Genomic DNA, 19531 nt, shown 5'->3' with positions numbered 1-19531 from the left:
TCCGGGTTCGGGTGGAACGCGGTGCCGGACCCGGACGGCGAGCCGTCGCCGTAGCGCACTGAGTCGGTCATCGAATGCCCCTCTCCTCGGTGCCCCACGGTTGCCCGTTCACCGCCCCGCCAAACCCTTCTACAGGCTGGCCTGCGCATATACGGCGATGGCGTCGCGCAGCAGCGGCGCCAGCCGGGGGTCCCGCGCGTCGAACCGGGCCCGGAAGTCCGGACTGTCGACGTAGAGCTGTCCCAGTCCGGTGTACGACTCGCGGTCCGGCGTCCAGTGCTTGCTGATCCACCGGTAGTGGTCCGCGATCACGGCCTGGACCTCGGCGGACTCCGGCGCGGCACCGAGCAGCGCGACCAGCCGGTCCTCGATGCCGGCCCACTCCTGCTGCAGGCCGGCCCGGTTGCCCGCGGTCCGATGCTTGGAATCCGCGATCGCGGTGGCGGCGCCCTCGCCGTACCGCTCGATCAGCTCCGCCTCGTACCGGGCCTGCCGGTCCGCGTCGAAGCCCTCGAAGAGCTGTTCCGTGCTCATCTCCGTCCCACCTTCCAGTTGGGTGATGGTGGCCTCGACCGTGTCCGCGAGCCGGTCGAACCGGTCACGTTCCTCGATCAGCCACCGATGGTGCCGACGGAGCTGGCCGACGCGGTCGGCCTCGCCGGAGACGACGGCGCCGATCGTCTCCAGGTTCATGCCGAGCTCACGCAGCAGCATGATCTGCTGCAGCCTGAGCAGTTGTTCCCGCTCGTAGTGCCGCAACCCGCCCGAGCTCACCCGGGCGGGACGCAGCAGTCCGATGTCGTCGTAGTGCCGCAGCGTCCGGGAGGAGATCCCGGCGAGGCGTGCCACTTCCGCGGTCGACCAGCTCACGGGAACGACGCTACGAGTTGACGTAGCGTCAACCGCAAGCTTCGTTATCTACGACGCTGCGTCGGAGACGCCGGAACGCCCCGGTACGCTCGCTGACATGAAGCGGCTCCTGACACCGCGGTGGATCGCGGTCCACCTGGCCACGGTGCTGCTCGTGATCGCGTTTCTCCTGCTGGGCTGGTGGCAGCTGTCCCGGGCCGAGGCCGGCGGCAACCCGTCCAGCTGGGGCTACATGCTCGAGTGGCCGGTCTTCGCCGCCTTCGTGATCTTCCTCTGGGCCCGCGAGGCCCGCGCCGTGCTGCGCCGCGACAGGCCCCCGCCCGCCGCGCCCACCCCCGAAGAGCCAGATCAACAGCAGCTGAGGGTACGACGTCCGGTGCGCACCGCCGCGGTCCAGCGCGCCACCGGCCGCTCCGCCTACGGCCCCGCCCAGTCCCCGGCCGACCGGCCCGAGAACCCCTAGCAGCGACTAGTTACCCGGCCATCCGCCGGACGAAGGGAAGGCAGCGGTGCGCGGAGCGCTGATCCGCTATCGGACGATCGCGTACGTCGTCGGTGTGGTGCTGATCCTGCTCGTGGTGATCGGCATGCCGCTGAAGTACATCTGGCACGAGCCGGTCGTGGTGCAGACCATCGGCCCCGGCCACGGCTTCCTCTACATGATCTACCTGATCGCCGCGTTCGACCTGGGCCGCCGTGCGGGCTGGCAGCCGAAGCGCCTGGTGCTGGTCATGCTGGCCGGCACGATCCCGTTCCTGTCCTTCTACGCGGAGCGGGTGGTGACCACGCGCTGGATCCCCGCCGAGCGCGTCGCCGGTGATCAGGTGCAGGCCCCGGTGATCGAGCACCTGCGCTGACCGACGCGACCGTGACACACGACCGCCCGGCCGAGCAGCAGCTCGCCGGGCGGTTTCGTTTCCGAGGAGCCCGGTTCTAGCCGAGATCTCCGCTACGCACCGTGGTGACGAAGGCCTGCCAGGCCGGCCCTTCGAAGCTGATGCGCAGCTCCGGACGGGTCGAGTTGCGAACCGCCATGCGGCCGCCGGGCGCCTCGGACACCTCGAGGCAGGTGTGCGACTCGCAGCGGCTGCTCTTCCGCCACGCCATCGCATCCGCGGTCGACGTGATCATTTGTCACTCCAGTCCGGCGCGGGCAGCGTTGGCCGCGCACGATAGAAAAATATCGCACTAAATGAACAATTGCTTCATGAATGCTGGATTCGAGCAAAAGGGACCAACCGCGCGTTGAACACGCGATCGGACAGATGCCCGCGCGAGCCTAACGTCTCGCCAAGCCCCTGACCAAGACCAGTCCCGCGCCCTTACCCGCACTCTCCGTGACAAACGGCGTGGCCGTCGCACGGTTACCGCCGAATACGCCCAGCTCACGCAATCTGGTTCACACCCGTTCGCGTGACGGCCGATCCCGACCCTTCCGGCCTGGAATATGTATCCATGCGCGAGTAACCTCTGTGTCATTGGCTCATTGACAGGGGGCCATCTGCCACCTGGCACATCGCACAGCACCCTGCCGGATCGAAAAGCCCGGCAGATCAAGAACTCCACATGAACCCGGGCCGACCTCGGAAGAGGCGCGTCGCAATATCAGGTCCGCCGGCCGGCACTGATCGGCCGGTGCCTTACATGGCACGGCCCCGACGGCCGTAAAGTAGCGGCCGTCACAGCGGGCGAGTGCCCGTGAGCGCAAGGAGGCGCCATGTCCACCGCCCACGGCCCATCGGGCGGCCGGCGGCAACTCCGGGCCCGGCTGCGCGCCGCACGCGATGCGGCCGGCCTGACCCAGGAGCAGGCCGCCGAGGCGATGGACTGGTCCCTCTCCAAATTGATCCGCATCGAGGCCGGCACGGTCTCGATCTCGACCAATGACCTGAAGGCCGTGCTCCAGCACTACCGGATCGACGATCCGGAGACCGTGACGGAGCTGCTCGGCCTCGCCCGGCTGGCCCGCCAGCGCGGCTGGTGGGTGCAGTACCGGGAGATCTTCGACCGCGAGCGCGCCTACTACGACTACGTCGGGCTGGAGGCGGAGGCCGCTACGCTGCGTGTCTTCCAGCCGATCGGCATGCCCGGCCTGCTCCAGACGGAGTCGTATGCAAAGGCGTACATCAGCGCCGCCGTCCCCTCCCAGGTGGAGGAGGAGGACGTGGCCGCCCGCGTCGGCCTGCGCATGCGCCGCCGGGAGGAGCTGTTCTCCCGGCCCGTCCCGCCCACGCTGCAGGTGATCCTCGACGAGGCGAATCTGCACCGGCACATCGGCGGCAGCGGCGTGCTCCGCGACCAACTGGAGCGGCTTCGCGAGGACGGCGCGAAGGACCACGTCACGCTGCAGATCCTGCCGTTCACGGCGGAGAGCTACGGCGCGACCGGGCAGTTCAACCTGCTCTCCTTCGAGGCCGGCACGCCGGACGTCGTCTACATCGAGTCGACGCCGACCGTCGCCCTGGTCGACCACCCCGCGGAGGTCGAGACCTACCGGCAGACCTTCGCCCGACTGCAGCAGCTCGCGCTCAACCCCAGCGAGTCGCTCGCCATGATCAACAAAATGGTCACCGAGATGGCCTGACCCCACATATCAGCGGATGCGGTTGCGCGATGACAGACGAGCAGAGCGAAGACCCTGGCCACGGCACACGACCTGCGAAACGGACGGCCACCCGCCAGGCCCCCTCGACGGGGCAGGGCCCCTCGATGGGCCGGCGACGGCTCAGCCACGCGCTGAAGCAGGCGCGTGAGGCCGCCGGCCGCACCCGTGGCGACGTGGCGAAGGCGATGGACTGGTCCCTGTCGAAGGTGATCCGGATCGAGACCGGCACGGTCGGCATCTCCACCATCGACGCCCGCGCGCTCGCCGGGCTGTACGGCATCACCGCGCCGGACCGGGTGGAGGAGCTGCTCTCGCTCGCCCGCAACTCCCGGCTGCGCACGTGGTGGTCGACGCTGCGCGACCGGGTGAACCCGTCGTACTACGCCTACATCGGGCTGGAGGACGAGAGCATCGAGGTGCTCTACTTCGCGCCGACCACGCTGCCCACGCTGCTGCAGAGCCCCGGTTACGCGTCCCGCAGCGCGCCCGAGCTGCCGACCGGCGACCGCGACACCCGGATCGGCGTGCGCCTGCGGCGGCAGGAGGAGATCCTGAACAAGACGCGTCCGCCCCGGATCACCGCGATCATCGACGAGGCCGTGCTGCACCGGATCGCGCACGCGCCGACGCGGCTGCCGGAGGAGCTCACCCATCTGCTCTCGCTCAGCGCGGTGCCGCACATCACGATCCAGGTGCTGCCGTTCAGCGCGGGCCCGGCGCCGGTGGTGGCGCCGTTCGCGATCCTCCAGTTCCCCGACCCGGACGAGGACGTCATGTACGTGGAGAACGCGGTCTCCGACGACGTCATCGACCGGCCCGAGGAGGTCGCGCCCTACCTCGACATCTTCCGTGAGCTGCGGGCCAAGTCCCTGGACCCGGACGAGTCGCTGGCCCGCATCAAGGAGATCGTGGCCGACCCGGAATAGACACAGTGATGATCGAGGGCGCGCCCGGGGAAGCACACCCTCGATCGTCGGAAGAGCTATATGAAGGGGTCGTGTCGTGCCGCCACACCCCGCTGGGAATTGTCACAAGGGCACGGACATGGTGCGTTGACTTACATGGCGTACGGATTGATCGACGACACCGGCGCACGAACCCCGCCGAGCTTCGCCATCTCCTGTGCGCGCACCAGTGCACGCGACACCTGGCCGTACTGTCGTTCGCTGTCGCTGACGAAGAGCCGGACACTCATGCCCTGGTAGTCCCCCCAGAGCTCGAACACGCGCGGCCGGGTCCGATTGCCGACCACACCGAGCAGCATCGGTACGAAAGCGGCCGCACCGATCACGACATAGGCCGCCGCACCGAGCGCATGCATCCCGTTGCCGAAGCTGAGCGCCGCGAAGACCGCGAGCAGACTCACGCCGGAAGCGACGACGGCACGCACCGTGAGCTGGTCGAACGGTCCACGCACGGTCCGCAGACCGGCCAGCTCACTGGTCGGCCACCGGCGGCCGCCGACCTCGAAGTACTGCGGAGTGACGATCACGTCAGCGGCGTCGAATGCGACCCGGCTGGTCGGTGCCACACCGGGAGATGCATAGCGACGGGTTGAACGCGGCGAGTAACGAGCGCTATTCTCCATCGGAGTCCTCCTGCGGCTCTCTGGAGTTGGTTCTCTGTTTACGACAAGTGCGGCGTTTACGGCGAGCGCGGGTGGTGTTCCGGTTGCCGCCGGCCACCACACCGCGTCGTCGTGAAAACTTCCCCGCCCCCGGGGTGAAACCGATCTCCGGAAAGGAACCGGAAACCGCTTGATGCTCAGCGCGCGCCGGAGAAAATCGCAGACACTCCCTTGCGGGAAAACCCTGAGACCTCCCCACTCGCCATACTCCCAACCGCACGCCACTAATGGGAAGAGGGCAATCTGCCAGGTGGCAGATAACCACCCGTCAGAGCGCGGTCGGCACACGAGATCCGGCACCTTTCAACCGCATTTGTCCGCAAAGTGGACCGGCCCACTTCCGTAAAAACTCGCTTTCCGGTCTTTTCGGACCCAGAGCGTTACGTTTCCCCGCGGCGATCACTCGGGGAAATCAAGCGACAACGCTCCGCTATCACGATATTTGCCCAATAACCGGCGAAACCCCGCGAATGACTCTGGTCACCCTTTCGATCCTCCGAAATGGTCGTTACCGTGGGTCCCGCCGGACCTGGTCAACAGTCACTCCCCCCGAGTCGACGCCAGCCCGGCGCCGCTGAATCGCCCGGTTCCCGGACCGGTGGTGCACCCCTGCGCCACCCCTCCCGAGCCCGCCGATCGCCGGCCACGCCAGGCCCATCTGGCAGGCCGCGAGCGGTGTCAAGGCGAGCCGGGGACCCACCGAGTCCCACCCGGGGTGAATCCGCGCTCGCGCGGTAGGGCGTCCTTCTGGCCCGAATCCGTCAGCTAACCCGGTAGGCGGCACGGAAGAAGGGCTCACCCCGTTGTCAGCTACGCGTGCGATTCTGCGCACCGTCGCGCTGGCGGCCATCTCGGTCGGCGTCCTGGCCCCGACCTCCGCCGCCCACGCCGACCCCTCCAGCGCCGAGCTCACGACCCGGATCGACAAGGCCGCCGTCGAGCTGGAGGTCGTGATCGAGTCCTACAACAAGATCAACGAAGAGCTGAAGGCCACCCAGGCCGCGGCCAAGGAGCTCACCGAGAAGACCGCCGCGCTCGAAGGCCAGGTCAAGGACGCGCAGCTCGTCGTGGGCCAGCTGGCCAGCCGGGCCTACAAGTCCGGCCGGTTCGGGGACGCGGGCACGCTGCTGGAGCTCTCGGACAACAAGGACCTGGTCACCGGCCTGAGCGTGCTGGAGCAGGTCGCCGAGACCCGCAACAGCCAGGTCGCCACGTTCACCGCCACCGCGACGCAGTACGCGGACGAGAAGGCGAAGCTCGACGCCGCCGAGAAGAAGCAGCAGGCGCAACGCGACGAGATCAACAAGCGGGCCGCCGGCATCGAGGGCGACCTGAAGAACCTGTACTCCATGCGCAAGGCCGCCTACGGACGCGAGCAGGCCGAGGCGACGCCGCCGGCCGGCGACAACACCGGTGGCGGCGGGAACAACGGCGGTGGCGGCAACACCGGTGGCGGCGGCAACGCGCCGAGCGCGCCGGCCGGTTCGAGCGGCGTGGTGCAGTTCGCCTACGCCCAGCTCGGCAAGCCGTACATCTACGGTTCCGCAGGACCCGGCGGTTTCGACTGCTCAGGACTGGTGAAGGCCGCGTGGGCCACCGCCGGCAAGTCGCTGCCGCACAACGCGGCCATGCAGTGGAACGCGATGGCGCACATCTCCGCGTCCCAGCTCCAGCCCGGCGACGCGGTCTTCTACCGCAGCCTGGCGCACGTCGGCCTCTACATCGGCAACGGCAAGGTGATCCACGCCCCCACCCCGGGTGACGTGGTCTCGATCGCGCCGGTGAACATGATGCCGCCGTACGGGTACGGCCGGGTCAGATAGGCACCTGAGAACGACGAAGGGCGGGGAGCACACGCTCCCCGCCCTTTCTCATGTCCTCAGGCCGCGGTGGCCTGTGCGGGCACCCTGGGCCGTGTTCCGGGCCGCCAGGTGCGCCCGTTGGCGTAGACGATCCGGAACCCCAGGTACGCCGCCAGCTCCCGCCACGGGCCCGAGCCCATCCGCTTCTCCGCCGCGTTCACCAGCGCGCCGTTGGCCAGCACGTCCAGCAGCACGGTCTCGAACGCGGCCGAGTCGACCCAGTCGACCTCCCGCGTGTAGCCGCACACCATCGCGGCGCCGGAGACGTCCAGGAAGTCCAGGAGCGTGGCGTCCGAGGCCTTCAGCACCGAGCAGGACCCGAAGTAGAGCCGCTTGTCCTGGCACCGGCCGGCCAGCTGCTCCGCCACGTCGTCCAGCTCGACCGTGGCCTTGTCGGTGAGGCAGAGCCGGCCCGGCTCGCCGTGCATCGCGAAGAAGCCCACCCGGTAGTCGCTGTACTGCTTCAGCAGCCACCGGTCCAGGAAGTAGCTCAGCTCCTCGGGCGTGGCCACGTCCCGGTAGATGAACCGGATCCGGCGCAGGCGCTCCAACAGCTCCAGGGTGGGGATGACCGAGCCTCGTTCGTAGAGATCCCGGTGCCACTGCCCCTCGACACAGAAGATGCCGCCGCGCGCCACATCGCCTCCCCCGAGCTGTGGATTCGTACCCGCAGGCGACCCTACCCACCCCGCGCCGCCGTGCCCATCGCCGAAGCGGTGCTCGGCGCGGCGCCCCGCGTGCACAGTGACGAACGCAACGGCCGGCCCCGTGATCGGGACCGGCCGGTTCGTGTCGTACCGCCGAGGGGTGTCGGGGTGTCGTCGTTATGCCGCCTGCAGGCCCTCCGCGCGGGCCAGCTCGCGGAGCCGTCCCAGCGCCTGGATCTCGAGCTGGCGGATGCGCTCACGGGAGAGCGAGAACCGCGAGGCCACCTCGGTCAGCGAGTGCTCCCGGCCGTCCTCCAGCCCGTAGCGTGCCCGCATGATGCCGGCGGAACGGTCGTCGAGGTGGTTGAGCAGGCCATCGATGCGCTGACGCTCCAGGCCGGTGAGGACGATCTCCTCCGGCGAGGGCGCGTCCGAGTCGGCGACCAGGTCGCCGAGGTTGGTGTCGCCGTCGTCGCCGACCGGGGTGTCCAGCGACACCGTGTCCTGCGACCAGCGGATCAGCTCGCCGACGCGTTCCACGGTCACGCCGAGCGAGGCCGCGATCTGTGCCGGCTCCGGGTCGGCGCCGAGCTCGCGGGTGAGCTGACGGGTGACGTTGCGCATGCGGTTGACGTCCTCCACCAGGTGGACGGGCAGCCGCACGGTGCGCTCCTGCTGCGCGATGGCGCGGCTGATCGCCTGGCGGATCCACCACGTGGCGTACGTCGAGAACTTGTAGCCGCGCTCGTAGTCGAACTTCTCGACCGCGCGCACCAGGCCGGTGTTGCCCTCCTGGATCAGGTCGAGCATCGGCATGCCGGAGCGCACGTAGCGCCGGGCGATCGAGACCACGAGCCGCAGGTTGGCGCGGATGAACTCGTCCTTCGCGCGGCCGCCGTCGACGACCACACGCTCGAGCTCCTCGCGGCTGATGCCCTTCGGAAGCTCTTCGGCGTCGAGCAGGTGCTCGGCGTAAAGGCCCGCCTCGATCGCCTTGGAAAGGTCGACCTCACGCGCCGCGTCGAGCAGAGGTGTCCGGGAGATCTCGTGCAGGTAGACTCCGACGAGGTCGCGCTCCTCGGCAACCTCATCCGTTCGCAACACCATGCTTTTTTCCATGTCGCCCACGGTCCCCTCGTTGACCCCATTTGCCTTCTTGCGGGCCGTCCCTGTATTCATCAGGCCCTCCCCGGTAATCTCCGCAGTACCCCTGCGCCGCCAACACAGTGCTTCAGCCACTACAACAACAGCGGACGCCCGCGGCTGATTCCGGCAATCAGATGGAATCTCGTCGTCGTACGATCGAAACTGTCATGAGTGCCTGAATTCTGGCTGTGAGCGCGATGCGTAGTTCCTGAAATCAGGTGTCGGCTGGTTATGGGGGATGCTGCGTGAAACCGGCCGGTCGATGCGCTCAACGGGTGCTTACCCTTGACCCGTCAAATCACACCATCCGGGACAGTTGAGTCGCAGCGACCCAGCTCACTGGCCCTCTGCGATCCCTGTCACCCAAGACATACGGGAAACGGGATCCGAGGGTTCAGCTCACCAGGGAACCTTCGCGTCCGCAACGGCATTCCCGGCGGACCGGCAGTGCGCCGCCACCCCCACGAGGACAAGATCGTCGCAGCTCAGCGACCCTTTCCGCGCCCGCCCGGAGCGCGCAACGTGGCGGTCGCCTCATCGGCCGCCGCGAGCGCCTGACCGGACCGTTTCCGGTTACGCACAGCGACGCCGACGAACAGGCAATCGATGACCATCAGCTGCGCGAGGCGTCCGGCGAGCGCGCCGGAGCGGTAGGTCGTCTCCCGCGCCGCCGTGGTCAGCACGAGATCCGCGGCCTCGGCGAGCGGCGACCGGGGAAAGTTCGTCAGCGCGACCGTGACCGCGCCGCGCAGGCGCGCCTGGGCCAGCACGTCCAGCACGCCGGCGCTGGCCCCGCTGTGCGAGATGCCGATCGCCACGTCGCCGGGTGCGAGCAGCGACGTGGAGGCGAGCGCGGCCTGCGGATCCGGCCAGTAGGCGACGCTGCGGCCGATCCGGTGCAGCTTCTGCTGCAGGTCGAGCGCGGCACAACCACTCGACCCGGTGCCGTAGACCTCGATCCGGCCGGCCGCGTCCACCGCGTCCACCACCCGCTCGCAGGCGGCCAGGTCGAGTTGGGCCGCGGTCTCCTCGACGGCCCGCGCCTCGTTGAACGCGATGGTGGCCACGATCCGGGCCAGGTCCGCGTCCGGCGGGATCTCGCCGCCGGCCACCCTGTCGTCCGTGGGGCGCCCGCGCGTGGCCGCCTCCGCCGCCTCGGCCGCGAGCCGGATGCGCAGCTGCGGGTAGCCGGCGATGCCGACCGAGCGGCAGAACCGGATGACCGTGGCCTCGGACGTCGACGCCGCGGTGGCCAGGTGTGTGATGGTGTGCCCGGCCGCGTCCGCCGGGTCCGCCACGACCAGGCGCGCGACGCGCTGCTCCGCCGGTGACAGCGAGGGCAGAAGCGCGTTGATGTGCACGATCAGCCCAGGCGAGTTCACCACCGACTGAGTCTCTTTGGGCGCTTCGTGCCCGTCAACGGAACCTGCCCCACGGTGCCTGTTGCGGGGAAACCTTCAACGGAACGGGCGACCTCGGGTGAGCACCCGGTCAGCGGCCGCTGACCGGGTGGCGGAGGTCACGCATGACCGGCGTCACGCGGCGGCGGTCTCCGGCTCGGCCTCGGGGCGCGGCAGCGGCAGCACCGGGGACGGCAGCCACGGGCGCAGCTGGGCCAGGATCGCGGCGGCCACCTCGTCCTCGGTGCCGTCGCCGTCGATGAGCACGAAGGACGCGTGCTCCGGCAGTGAGGCGTACGCCGCGGAGGCCCTGGTCAGGTACTCGATCGTCTCGTGGTCGGTGCCGCGTGCCTCGATCCGCCGGTACGCCTGGCCGGGGCTGACCACCAGCAGCAGCGTCAGGTCCGGCGCCGGGAACATCCGGTACGCGAACCGGGCCACCCGCTCGGACATCCGGCCCTGGCCGAGCTGGGTGCGAATGCTCGCGTACTGGCAGTAGCTGTAGCGGTCCATCACGGCGATGCGGCCCGAGCGGCGGGCCCGGAACCGCGCGCGGGCGATCGCCAGCCAGCGGAGCACGGACTCGACCAGCGGCCAGCCGTGCCGGCCGAAGAGACCCTGCGCGTCCCGCCCGCCGAGGTGCCGGCCGAGCTTGCCGAACCAGGCGCGACCACCGGCATTCTGCAGGTACGACGCGGGGAGGCCGGCCTCGGAGAGCGCGTCCGCGAGGCGGTGGGCCTGGGTGGTCTTGCCCGAGCCGTCGACGCCGATCAGTGCGATGAATCGAGGGGCGGGACCCGGGTCGTCGTCGCGTGTGGGATCAATGATCGGCGCCATACCCGAGAACGGTAGCGAGCCCAGGCATCTTTTAGCTGTGAACCAGAATACATTATATCCCCATATCACATCTTAAGGCATCCATATCGGGCGGCTTCTGGCTCATCTGTTCGGTTGGAACTCGCTCGTCCTTTCGGACTCACATGTCCGCCGCGCGCGCACGCGAGGCGACCGTTATGCCCCATTTCTCTGGTGTGAAGTGGCCCCTCCTCGGGTAGGTGGGAAAGACACCGACACACACCGACGGGAGATCGCCATGCCGTACCGGGTGGACGCCGGGCTGGTCAGCACCCTCAAGCGCGTCGCCGCCATCTTCAAGCAGGCGGACGTGCCGTTCGCCCTGGGCGGGAGCTTCGCGGTGTACGCGCACGGGGGCTACTCCAGTGACCATGACGTCGACTTCATGATTCGCGAACAGGACGTGGACCGCGCACTCGAGGAGCTGACGGCCGCGGGCTTCACCAGCGAGCGGCCGCCGGAGGACTGGCTGGTCAAGGTCTACGACGACGGCCGGATGGTGGACCTGATCTTCCGGCCGGTGGAGACGCCGGTGACGGACGAGACGCTGGCCGACTCCGTGGTCCGGCCGGTGGACGCGATCCAGATGCCGTGCATCTCCGCGACCCAGCTGATGGTGCACAAGCTGCTCAGCTTCTCCCAGCACTACTGCGACTTCGCGCGCGGCCTGCCGGTCGCCCGGTCGCTGCGGGAGCAGATCGACTGGGTGCGTGTGCGCCAGGAGACCGCGGACTCGCCGTACGCGGAGGCGTTCCTGGTGCTCCTGGACCGCCTCGACGTGGTGGCGGCCGAGCAGACCGAGCCGGAGACGCCGGGACAGCGTGGCGCGCTCCGCCTCGCCGCAACGCAATAGGAGGCAGTGTGACGAACACCGATACGAATCGGCCCGTCGACGAATACGTCGAGGCCGAGGTCCAGCGCCTGCTGACCGAGGACGGCCGGATCTCCGAGCAGGGACTCACGGTCTCCCGGCGGGGGCACACGCTGATCCTGTGCGGTGACGTGGAGAGCGTCCAGCGCCGCGAGGAGATCGTCCGGCTGGTGCGGGAGCAGTTCCCCGGCATCGACCTGCAGGTGGACATCGGGCTGACCCGGGCGGGCGCCCCCACGGAGGCGGAGGAGCTGTCGTGATCCGGATCGCTGCCGTCGGCGACGTGCACATCGACAAGGACGTGGTCGGGCGCTACCGGCCCGCGCTGGACGAACTGCCGGACAAGGCGGACGTGCTGCTGCTGGCCGGCGACCTGACCCGGCACGGCACCGAGGAGGAGGCGCATTGCGTCGCCACCGAGTTCGGCGGGCTGGGCGTACCCGTGATCGCGGTTCTGGGTAATCACGACCACCAGTCCGACCAACCGGACGCGGTCACCCGCGTGCTCACCGACGCCGGCATCACCGTGCTGGAGGGCACCGGGACCGTGCTGGAGATCGCCGGCGTGCGACTCGGCGTGGCCGGTGCGAAGGGCTTCGGCGGCGGCTTCGCGGGACGGTGCGCCAGCAATTTCGGCGAGCCGGAGATGAAGGCGTTCGTCGGCACCACCGAGAAGATCGCGGACTCGCTGGGCGAGGCGCTGCGCGCGCTCGACTGCGACGTGAAGGTGGCGTTGACGCACTACGCGCCGGTGCCGGACACGCTGGTCGGCGAGCCGCTGGAGATCTATCCGTTCCTCGGCTGCTACCAGCTGGGACAGGCGATCGACTCGGCCGGCGTCGCGCTGGCGCTGCACGGGCACGCGCACCACGGCACCGAGCGGGGCACCACGCCCGGCGGCGTCCGGGTCCGTAACGTGGCCCACCCGGTGATCAAGGCGGCGTACAGCGTGTACCACCTGCTCGATGACTCGGAGACCGCCGGCTCCACATTGGCGGCTGCCGCGCGCTGAGAAAACGATCTATCCGAAAGGGCGGCCCACGGGCCGCCTTTTCGCTGCTCAACAACAGGTTTTGGAATTTCGGCGGTCGGGTACTCAGCTGTCATGACAGCTTTCGATACGCTTCTTTGGGTCCTGGCCGTGGTGCTCGTGGTCGCCGGTGTCGTCTCCCTCGTCCGGCGGCAGATTCTGTGGGGAATCGTCCTCATCGTGGTGGGCCTGCTGGTCGGCCCCGGCGGCGTCAGCATCTTCACGTAGGCCGCACGATCGTCCCAACCCCTTCCCTCCATCCTGTACCCCCGGGGTCGTCGCGCACCGGGACCGGAGTCCTCCCCCGACTGACCGGTCCCGCAGCGGCGGCCCCGGCGTCCTGCCCGCGTATCTTGGGCGCGACCAGCGTCGATGCGGTGAATTGCCCCCATCGGGCGGAACGGACGAAATGTGCGATACCCGCGCACAGGGATGTGACTGAATCTCGGCCGAGTGACCCGGATGTCCGATCGGGTCTTATTTGTCGAGGTGCCAGCAGCCGATGGCCGAAGTCCACCATTTCACGCACGGGGCATTCAACCCGATCGTCTCCTTCCTGATGGCGTTTCTCGGCTCACTGCTGGGCCTCGCCTGCACGGTCCGCGCCCGCGAGTCACTCACCCGCGGACGCCGCGCCCGCTGGCTGATGATCGCCGCGTTCGCGATCGGCGGCACCGGCATCTGGCTCATGCACTTCATGGCCATGCTCGGCTTCGACGTACCCGCCAGCCCGCTCCGCTACGACATCGGACTCACGCTGGCCAGCGCCGCCATGGCCGTGGGCACGGTCGGCTTCGGCCTGTTCGTGGTCGGCTTCGGCCCGCGTACCGTCCGGCGCATCCTCACCGGCGGCGTCCTCACCGGCGCCGGCGTGGTCGCGATGCACTACACCGGCATGCGCGGCATGCGCGTGGCCGGCGAGATCCACTACGACCCCGGACTGGTCGCCGCATCCTGCGTGATCGCCGTGGTCGCCGCCACCGTCGCGCTCTGGTTCACCGTCTCGATCAAGGGCTGGGGCCCGATCGTCGCGGCCGCGGCCATCATGGGCGTCGCGGTCACCGGCATGCACTACACCGGCATGGCCGCGATGAGTGTCGAACTCTGGAACGACGGCCGCGGCCACGTCGAGGGTCTCAGCCCGTACACGCTGCTCATCCCGATCACGCTGATGGCCGCGGCCGCGCTGATCGGCATGGCCTTCAGCGGCCTCCAGGCGATGACCCAGGAGGAGTTCTCCGCCGGCGCACTCACGCTCCCCGCGAAGCCCGCCCACGCCGAGGCCACCTGGTCCATGCGCGAGACCGCCCCCGTCATCCCACCGGCCCCCGCCGTCGACCGCCTGGCCACCTCCTCCGCCGCAGCCGCCGCCACCGCCGGCGCCAGCCGCGCCCGCACCTGACCCCTCCCCCACCGACAGGCCCGAGATCTTGATCTTCCGCCTCCGGCGCGACGCGACCCTCAGGCGCGTGACCTCGCCCGGGGTCAACCCTGACGCTCTACGGCGGGGAACTCTGCCGCCCAGCTTGGCCAAGATCAAGATCAAAGCCATTTTCCCGCTTCCGGCGTGGTCCAGCCCGCATGCTCCCGCGGGCAAACCTCGCGGCGGGCTCCGCCTCCGCTCCGCACGCCGCATCGGAGCCGGTTCCGCGTCACACGATCAAACCCACGCGTCGCCCGCCGCTCTCGCGCCGGGCGACGCGCCACACTTCCCGATCCGCGTTCCCACCCACCCCGACCAGCAAAAATGCGCGCGAAGCCCCTAATTTCCCGAAATTTCGGATGCAGATCGCTCAACCCGCATAACGAGGCACGAACGGGCACCCCCGATTCCAGCGCGGGCAGCCCGAGCAACACGGGCAGCCCGAGCACTCCGTGCCCGAAATATCGGCATAAGGCAGCCCGGCGAGAAAGTTCTTCGATGCGTGCGGGACCACGTGCTGGAAAAGGATCATTGAGTGCTGCAAAGAAGGCGTCAAACAGGGTGCCCGACGCCTTCGTTGCAGCACTCAATGATCCTTTTGACGATCGAGGCAGAACAGGCAGCGTTGAGACCGAGGCCGCGGGCCTTGAATAGTGATACTTCGGGCGCGGAGCGCCCGGCAGAGCCTGGGTCACCCACCGGCTCCGGGTCACCCACTGGGCCTGAGTCGCCCGCTGAGTCTGAGTCGCCCGCTGGGCCTGAGCCGCCCGCTGGGCCCTGAGTCGCCGGTGCCTCAACAAGGCTTGGGCGGCTCAGGTGCTGGGCCGCCCAAGTCCAGGGTTGTCCTGGTGACGCGGAACTGGCTCCGAACGGCGGGCCGAAGCGGAGCGCCAGCGGAGTCTTCGGCCCGCCGGAGGTTTGCCCGCGGGAGCATGCGGGCTGGGCCACGCTGGAAGCGGGAAGATTCGGTTCTGGGTTTCGTCTTCGGGGGTGATCCAGATGTCCGGGAGGACCGGACGGGTCGACTCGGCTGTGGCTGTGGCTGCGGCGCCCGGGGTCGGCTGTACCCGGGCCGGCCGTCCCTCGGCCGACTGCGCCCAGGCGGGCCGGCACCGAACGGCAGGGCCGAGGCCGTCGCGTGAGCGAGGGCTTGGTCCGCGTCTGTCTGGGGTGGTCAGTTGAGGTGCCAGATGGCGGCGTTGAGGGCGGTGGCGTAGGTGACCCAGAGGAGGTAGGGGGTCAGGAGGAGGGTGGCGGGGCGGGAGACGGGGCGGAAGAGCACGATCAGGGTGGCGATGGCGAGCCAGAGCGCGACGATGTCGGCGAGCGCGAGACCGTATCGGCCGGCGCCGAAGAAGATCGGGGTCCAGATCGCGTTCAGGACGAGGTGGCCGGCGAAGACGGTGAGCGCGGGGGTCCAGCCGGTACGGCGCCAGACGAGCCAGCCGGACAGCGCGATCATCGCGTAGAGGACGGTCCAGACCGGGCCGAAGAGCCAGGTCGGGGGCGCCCAGGACGGCTGGGCCAGGGAGTTGTACTCGGCGGCGGTGCCCTGGACGCCCAGGCCGCCGATCGCGGCCGTGATGAAGGCGGCGAGCGCGAAGGCGGCGAGGGCGAGCCACTGGCCGGGGCCTTGGTGGGCGCGGGTGCGTGCGCTGAGTGCGGACATGCTCACAGCGTTTCCCGCGAGCGGGCGGGTCAATCCAGGATGGCGGCGAATCGTTCCTCGGCCAGGTCGAGCTGGTCCATGATGTGGGACTTCGACTCGGGGGAGAGCGGCGTGTCGTCGCGGGCGATCAGGTCGCGGAACGTGGCGACGAGCGGGCGGTACTTGCGGGCGCTGGACGCCATCTTGGGGCCGGTGGTGTGGATGATGCCGACGCCGTTGTCGGTGAAGTCGCTGATCTTGATGACGCGGGCCCACGGGTCGCGGTCCAGGCTCTCGGCGACGTGCTCGCGGTACTGCTCGTAGCGGTCCTGGTCCGGGTCGTACTGCGGGTTCGTCACGGAGGCGACCAGGTCGGCGACGCGGGTGCCGAAGCGGCGGGCGACCTCCGCGAGCGCGGCCTCGGTGGCGACGTCGTGCGGCTGCGGTACGGGGAGGCCGGCCAGTTCGCACGGGTGGTCCTCGACCGCGTCGTGGAGCAGCGCGGCGACCAGCACGTCCACGTCCTCGACGCGGTAGTAGCACATGATCCGCAGCGCGACCCGGAGCAGGTGGTTGAGGTACGGCTCGCGGACGCGGCGGTCCTCACGGTGCAGGTCTGCGGCGAGGTCGAGCGCGGCGGTGAGCGTCTCCCGCGACGGGTCCGGGAATCGGCGGATTTCGAAGAGGAAGCGCCGGCGCAGGCCGGGCTCGCCGTACACCTCGGTGATGGCGTGCAGTGGCATGGTGCGCAGGATTTCGTCCTTGAGGATCTCCGCGGGCATGGCGCCACATATACCCGACTTTCCCTGCTCAGGGTAGCCGCCGTATCGGTGCGAATCACCACGAAAACGCTCGTTTACGACGAGAATAGAACTCGTGCCTCAGAGCGGTCGACGGCCTGGTCAGGTTTCTGAATTGTTACCGATCAAGCTCTGCCGACCGCTGGACTAAAGATCCTGCAAGCGCTTACATGTGAGGACGCCCACAGAAACGGGATCCGGCGAAGGGCTAGAGGCCTTAACCGCCGGCTAGGAAGGAGGACGGCATGGCGGTCATTTCCGGACCTCGCCAGGCCATCGCGGTCGCCAGCGCTCTCGGGCTGGTGCTCACCGCCGCCGCGTGTGGTGGCGGTGGAGACGACGACAACGCCGCCGCTACCGGCGACTGCTCGGTTTACGACGCGTACAAGCACGAAGGCACCGAGGTGTCGATGTACGCCTCGATCCGTGACACCGAGGCTGACCTGCTGGAGCAGTCCTGGGCAGAGTTCACCGAGTGCACCGGCATCACGATCAAGTACGAGGGCAGCGGTGAGTTCGAGGCGCAGCTGCAGGTGCGCGTGGACGGCGGCAACGCCCCGGACATCGCCTTCATCCCGCAGCCTGGCCTGATCGCGCGCTTCGCCGAGGCGGGCAAGCTCAAGGCCGTGGGCGCGGAGACCAAGACCATGGCCGAGGCGAACTACTCGGCGGACTGGCTGAAGTACGCCACGGTCGGCGGCCAGCTGTACGGCGCCCCGTTCGGCTCGAACGTGAAGTCCTTCGTGTGGTACTCGCCGAAGACGTTCACGGAGAAGGGCTACAAGGTCCCGACCACGTGGGACGAGCTGATCGCGCTGAGCGACCAGATCGCGGCGGCCGGCGAGAAGCCGTGGTGCGCGGGCATCGAGTCCGGTGACGCGACCGGCTGGCCGGCCACGGACTGGATCGAAGACCTCATGCTGCGCACGCAGACGCCCGAGGTCTACGACCAGTGGGTCAACCACGAGATCCCGTTCAACGACCCGAAGGTCGCGGAGGCGGTCGACAAGGCCGGCTCCATCCTGAAGAACGACAAGTACGTCAACGGTGGCTTCGGCGACTCGAAGTCGATCTCGACGACCGCGTTCCAGGAGGGTGGCCTGCCGATCCTCGAGGGCAAGTGCGCGCTGCACCGTCAGGCCTCGTTCTACGCGAACCAGTGGCCCGAGGGCACGAAGGTGGCCGAGGACGGCGACGTCTACGCCTTCTACTTCCCGGCGGTCGACGCCGCGGGCGGCAAGCCGATCCTGGGCGCCGGTGAGTTCACCGTCGCGTTCACGGACCGGCCCGAGGTCCAGGCCGTGCAGACGTACCTGGCCAGTGGCGAGCACGCCAACGCCCGGGGCAAGCTCGGCAACTGGGTCTCGGCGAACAAGAAGCTGGACATCAACAACGTCCAGAACCCGATCGACAAGCTCTCCGTGGGCATCCTGCAGGACTCCACGACCGTGTTCCGCTTCGACGGTTCGGACCTGATGCCGGCTTCGGTCGGCGCGGGCACGTTCTGGAAGGGCATGGTCGACTGGATCAACGGCAAGGACACCGCGAGCACCCTCACGTACATCGAGGGCTCCTGGCCCAAGTAGGGCACCTGTTCCGGCCCGGACGACCATCGTCCGGGCCGGACGCATATCCAAGCAAAGGAATACCCCGCCGTGAGAGACGGCCGGGTGAGCTCTGGGGAGCGGTGATGAACTTCGACCTCGCCGATCACGCCGACAAGTTCCTGATGTTGGGCGGCGGCCTGATCGCATTCGTGGTGCTGGTCGGCGGCCTGCTGCTGGTCCTCGACGTGATCCCGACCAAGCTGGCGGAACGCAGGACGGTCCGGCTGGCCGCGGCCGTCGAGGCCGGCACGCCGATCAAGGCCGGGCGCAGCCGGGAGGGCTGGCTGGCCCTCGGCTTCCTGCTGCCGGCGGTGCTGCTGCTGGCGATCGGCCTGATCTTCCCGGCGATCCGCACCACGCTGCTGTCGTTCAGGAACAAGGACAGCAGCGAGTGGGCCGGCTTCGACAACTACACCTGGATGTTCGCGCAGCCGGACATCCGCCAGGTGCTCTTCAACACGTTGATCTGGGTGCTCGTGGTGCCGACGCTGGCCACCGCGATCGGCCTGCTCTACGCGATCATGGTGGACAAGGCGCGCGGCGAGGCCGTGGCCAAGGCGCTGATCTTCCTGCCGATGGCGATCTCGTTCGTCGGCGCCAGCATCATCTGGAAGTTCGTGTACGCGTACCGGTCCGGCGACCAGGAGCAGATCGGCCTGCTGAATCAGATCGTGGTCTGGCTCGGCGGCGAGCCGCAGCAGTGGCTGCTGGAGCAGGGCTACAAGCTGAACACGCTGCTGCTGATCGTGATCCTGATCTGGATCCAGGCCGGCTTCGCCATGGTGATCCTCTCCGCCGCGATCAAGGCCATCCCGGCCGAGATCGTGGAGGCGGCCCGCATCGACGGCACGAACGCGTGGCAGATGTTCTGGCGGGTCACGCTGCCGGCGATCCGGCCGGCGGTGATCGTCGTGGTCATCACGATCACGATCGGCACGCTGAAGGTGTTCGACATCGTGCGCACCATGACGAACGGCAACTACGAGACCAGCGTCATCGCGAACGAGATGTATAACCAGTCCTTCCGGTACGGCGAGACCGGCCACGGCTCCGCGCTGGCCGTCTTCCTCTTCGTCCTGGTGATCCCGATCGTGATCTTCCAGATCCGGAACATCCGCAAGCAGCGGTCGGAGGCCTGAC

At 68.8% G+C, this 19531-nt stretch carries 21 protein-coding genes and 1 riboswitch; of the genes, 12 read left to right on the top strand and 9 right to left on the bottom strand.

Annotated features, from left to right (window positions below; translation table 11 throughout):
• Positions 1 to 129: 129 nt before the first annotated feature.
• Positions 130 to 870: a MerR family transcriptional regulator gene (locus OP04_RS36305; protein ID WP_033344462.1), complete on the bottom strand. Its 741-nt coding sequence runs from the start codon at positions 868 to 870 to the stop codon at positions 130 to 132.
• Between the two features lie 97 nt (positions 871 to 967).
• Here OP04_RS36305 and OP04_RS56010 point away from each other — a divergent pair, with 97 nt between their 5' ends.
• Positions 968 to 1333 carry a hypothetical protein gene (locus tag OP04_RS56010; RefSeq protein ID WP_051799624.1) on the top strand — a complete coding sequence of 122 codons (366 nt, stop codon included), beginning with the start codon at positions 968 to 970 and terminating at the stop codon, positions 1331 to 1333.
• Between the two features lie 46 nt (positions 1334 to 1379).
• Positions 1380 to 1727 carry a DUF3817 domain-containing protein gene (locus tag OP04_RS36295; RefSeq protein WP_033344461.1) on the top strand — a complete coding sequence of 116 codons (348 nt, stop codon included), beginning with the start codon at positions 1380 to 1382 and terminating at the stop codon, positions 1725 to 1727.
• A gap of 76 nt (positions 1728 to 1803) precedes the next feature.
• On the opposite strand, the gene OP04_RS36290 is transcribed toward OP04_RS36295, so the two are convergent.
• Positions 1804 to 2001: a DUF397 domain-containing protein gene (locus OP04_RS36290; protein ID WP_033344460.1), complete on the bottom strand. Its 198-nt coding sequence runs from the start codon at positions 1999 to 2001 to the stop codon at positions 1804 to 1806.
• A gap of 586 nt (positions 2002 to 2587) precedes the next feature.
• On the opposite strand from OP04_RS36290, the gene OP04_RS36285 reads away from it, so the two are divergent.
• Together OP04_RS36285 and OP04_RS36280 are read left to right on the top strand one after the other, a co-directional pair.
• Positions 2588 to 3454 (top strand): helix-turn-helix domain-containing protein, encoded by an 867-nt coding sequence (locus OP04_RS36285; RefSeq protein WP_033344459.1) that lies wholly within the window; start codon positions 2588 to 2590, stop codon positions 3452 to 3454.
• Between the two features lie 125 nt (positions 3455 to 3579).
• On the top strand, positions 3580 to 4401 hold the full coding sequence (locus OP04_RS36280; protein ID WP_033344458.1) for a helix-turn-helix domain-containing protein: 822 nt from the start codon (positions 3580 to 3582) through the stop codon (positions 4399 to 4401).
• 131 nt (positions 4402 to 4532) lie between these two features.
• On the opposite strand, the gene OP04_RS36275 is transcribed toward OP04_RS36280, so the two are convergent.
• Positions 4533 to 5006: a DUF6232 family protein gene (locus OP04_RS36275; protein ID WP_051799623.1), complete on the bottom strand. Its 474-nt coding sequence runs from the start codon at positions 5004 to 5006 to the stop codon at positions 4533 to 4535.
• Positions 5007 to 5756: 750 nt separating this feature from the next.
• Positions 5757 to 5896, top strand: a riboswitch (cyclic di-AMP (ydaO/yuaA leader).
• Between the two features lie 9 nt (positions 5897 to 5905).
• Between OP04_RS36275 and OP04_RS36270 the strand changes: the two genes are divergently transcribed.
• On the top strand, positions 5906 to 6925 hold the full coding sequence (locus OP04_RS36270; RefSeq protein WP_033344456.1) for a C40 family peptidase: 1020 nt from the start codon (positions 5906 to 5908) through the stop codon (positions 6923 to 6925).
• 56 nt (positions 6926 to 6981) lie between these two features.
• Here the strand turns inward: OP04_RS36270 and OP04_RS36265 are convergent, their stop codons facing one another.
• From OP04_RS36265 to OP04_RS36250, 4 genes are all read right to left on the bottom strand, one after another.
• Complete coding sequence (locus OP04_RS36265; RefSeq protein WP_033344455.1) at positions 6982 to 7602, bottom strand: DUF6642 family protein; 621 nt, start codon at positions 7600 to 7602, stop codon at positions 6982 to 6984.
• Between the two features lie 186 nt (positions 7603 to 7788).
• Complete coding sequence (locus OP04_RS36260; protein ID WP_408606822.1) at positions 7789 to 8730, bottom strand: sigma-70 family RNA polymerase sigma factor; 942 nt, start codon at positions 8728 to 8730, stop codon at positions 7789 to 7791.
• A gap of 512 nt (positions 8731 to 9242) precedes the next feature.
• Positions 9243 to 10142 carry a MurR/RpiR family transcriptional regulator gene (locus OP04_RS36255; protein WP_033344453.1) on the bottom strand — a complete coding sequence of 300 codons (900 nt, stop codon included), beginning with the start codon at positions 10140 to 10142 and terminating at the stop codon, positions 9243 to 9245.
• 150 nt (positions 10143 to 10292) lie between these two features.
• A complete protein-coding gene (locus OP04_RS36250; protein WP_085067050.1) occupies positions 10293 to 10994 on the bottom strand; it encodes a dTMP kinase in 702 nt (233 codons plus the stop codon).
• Between the two features lie 256 nt (positions 10995 to 11250).
• Between OP04_RS36250 and OP04_RS36245 the strand changes: the two genes are divergently transcribed.
• From OP04_RS36245 to OP04_RS36230, 5 genes are all read left to right on the top strand, one after another.
• Entirely contained in the window at positions 11251 to 11865 is a 615-nt protein-coding gene (locus OP04_RS36245; RefSeq protein ID WP_051799622.1) for a nucleotidyltransferase family protein, read from the top strand.
• 8 nt (positions 11866 to 11873) lie between these two features.
• On the top strand, positions 11874 to 12143 hold the full coding sequence (locus OP04_RS36240) for a hypothetical protein (protein WP_033344452.1): 270 nt from the start codon (positions 11874 to 11876) through the stop codon (positions 12141 to 12143).
• On the top strand, positions 12140 to 12895 hold the full coding sequence (locus OP04_RS36235; protein WP_033344451.1) for a metallophosphoesterase family protein: 756 nt from the start codon (positions 12140 to 12142) through the stop codon (positions 12893 to 12895). The genes OP04_RS36240 and OP04_RS36235 overlap by 4 nt, the downstream gene beginning before the upstream one ends.
• Positions 12896 to 12988: 93 nt before the next feature.
• Positions 12989 to 13141, top strand: a complete 153-nt coding sequence (locus OP04_RS54990) for a GPGG-motif small membrane protein (RefSeq protein ID WP_198154107.1) — start codon at positions 12989 to 12991, stop codon at positions 13139 to 13141.
• Between the two features lie 274 nt (positions 13142 to 13415).
• Positions 13416 to 14315, top strand: a complete 900-nt coding sequence (locus OP04_RS36230) for an MHYT domain-containing protein (protein WP_063746773.1) — start codon at positions 13416 to 13418, stop codon at positions 14313 to 14315.
• A 1195-nt stretch (positions 14316 to 15510) separates the two neighbouring features.
• On the opposite strand, the gene OP04_RS36225 is transcribed toward OP04_RS36230, so the two are convergent.
• Positions 15511 to 16005, bottom strand: a complete 495-nt coding sequence (locus tag OP04_RS36225) for a TspO/MBR family protein (protein WP_033344450.1) — start codon at positions 16003 to 16005, stop codon at positions 15511 to 15513.
• Positions 16006 to 16034: 29 nt separating this feature from the next.
• Complete coding sequence (locus tag OP04_RS36220) at positions 16035 to 16766, bottom strand: HD domain-containing protein (protein WP_033344449.1); 732 nt, start codon at positions 16764 to 16766, stop codon at positions 16035 to 16037.
• Between the two features lie 263 nt (positions 16767 to 17029).
• Between OP04_RS36220 and OP04_RS36215 the strand changes: the two genes are divergently transcribed.
• A complete protein-coding gene (locus OP04_RS36215; RefSeq protein WP_033344448.1) occupies positions 17030 to 18370 on the top strand; it encodes an ABC transporter substrate-binding protein in 1341 nt (446 codons plus the stop codon).
• Between the two features lie 104 nt (positions 18371 to 18474).
• Positions 18475 to 19530 carry a carbohydrate ABC transporter permease gene (locus tag OP04_RS36210; RefSeq protein ID WP_033344447.1) on the top strand — a complete coding sequence of 352 codons (1056 nt, stop codon included), beginning with the start codon at positions 18475 to 18477 and terminating at the stop codon, positions 19528 to 19530.
• Position 19531: the final 1 nt, after the last annotated feature.

The organism is Catenuloplanes japonicus (assembly GCF_000717135.1).
Taxonomy (GTDB): domain Bacteria; phylum Actinomycetota; class Actinomycetes; order Mycobacteriales; family Micromonosporaceae; genus Catenuloplanes; species Catenuloplanes japonicus.
The sequence above is the reverse complement of the archived record's forward strand: the minus strand, read 5'-3'. Positions and strand labels throughout refer to the sequence as shown.

Bases quoted from the DNA above. Each gene is read 5' to 3' on its own strand.
- OP04_RS36260 (WP_408606822.1), bottom strand. From the start codon at position 8,730: ATGGAAAAAAGCATGGTGTTGCGAACGGATGAGGTTGCCGAGGAGCGC.
- OP04_RS36230 (WP_063746773.1), top strand. From the start codon at position 13,416: ATGGCCGAAGTCCACCATTTCACGCACGGGGCATTCAACCCGATCGTC.
- OP04_RS36250 (WP_085067050.1), bottom strand. From the start codon at position 10,994: ATGGCGCCGATCATTGATCCCACACGCGACGACGACCCGGGTCCCGCC.
- OP04_RS36290 (WP_033344460.1), bottom strand. From the start codon at position 2,001: ATGATCACGTCGACCGCGGATGCGATGGCGTGGCGGAAGAGCAGCCGC.
- OP04_RS36225 (WP_033344450.1), bottom strand. From the start codon at position 16,005: ATGTCCGCACTCAGCGCACGCACCCGCGCCCACCAAGGCCCCGGCCAG.
- OP04_RS54990 (WP_198154107.1), top strand. From the start codon at position 12,989: ATGACAGCTTTCGATACGCTTCTTTGGGTCCTGGCCGTGGTGCTCGTG.
- OP04_RS36220 (WP_033344449.1), bottom strand. From the start codon at position 16,766: ATGCCCGCGGAGATCCTCAAGGACGAAATCCTGCGCACCATGCCACTG.
- OP04_RS36280 (WP_033344458.1), top strand. From the start codon at position 3,580: ATGGGCCGGCGACGGCTCAGCCACGCGCTGAAGCAGGCGCGTGAGGCC.
- OP04_RS36215 (WP_033344448.1), top strand. From the start codon at position 17,030: ATGGCGGTCATTTCCGGACCTCGCCAGGCCATCGCGGTCGCCAGCGCT.
- OP04_RS36285 (WP_033344459.1), top strand. From the start codon at position 2,588: ATGTCCACCGCCCACGGCCCATCGGGCGGCCGGCGGCAACTCCGGGCC.
- OP04_RS36210 (WP_033344447.1), top strand. From the start codon at position 18,475: ATGAACTTCGACCTCGCCGATCACGCCGACAAGTTCCTGATGTTGGGC.
- OP04_RS56010 (WP_051799624.1), top strand. From the start codon at position 968: ATGAAGCGGCTCCTGACACCGCGGTGGATCGCGGTCCACCTGGCCACG.
- OP04_RS36245 (WP_051799622.1), top strand. From the start codon at position 11,251: ATGCCGTACCGGGTGGACGCCGGGCTGGTCAGCACCCTCAAGCGCGTC.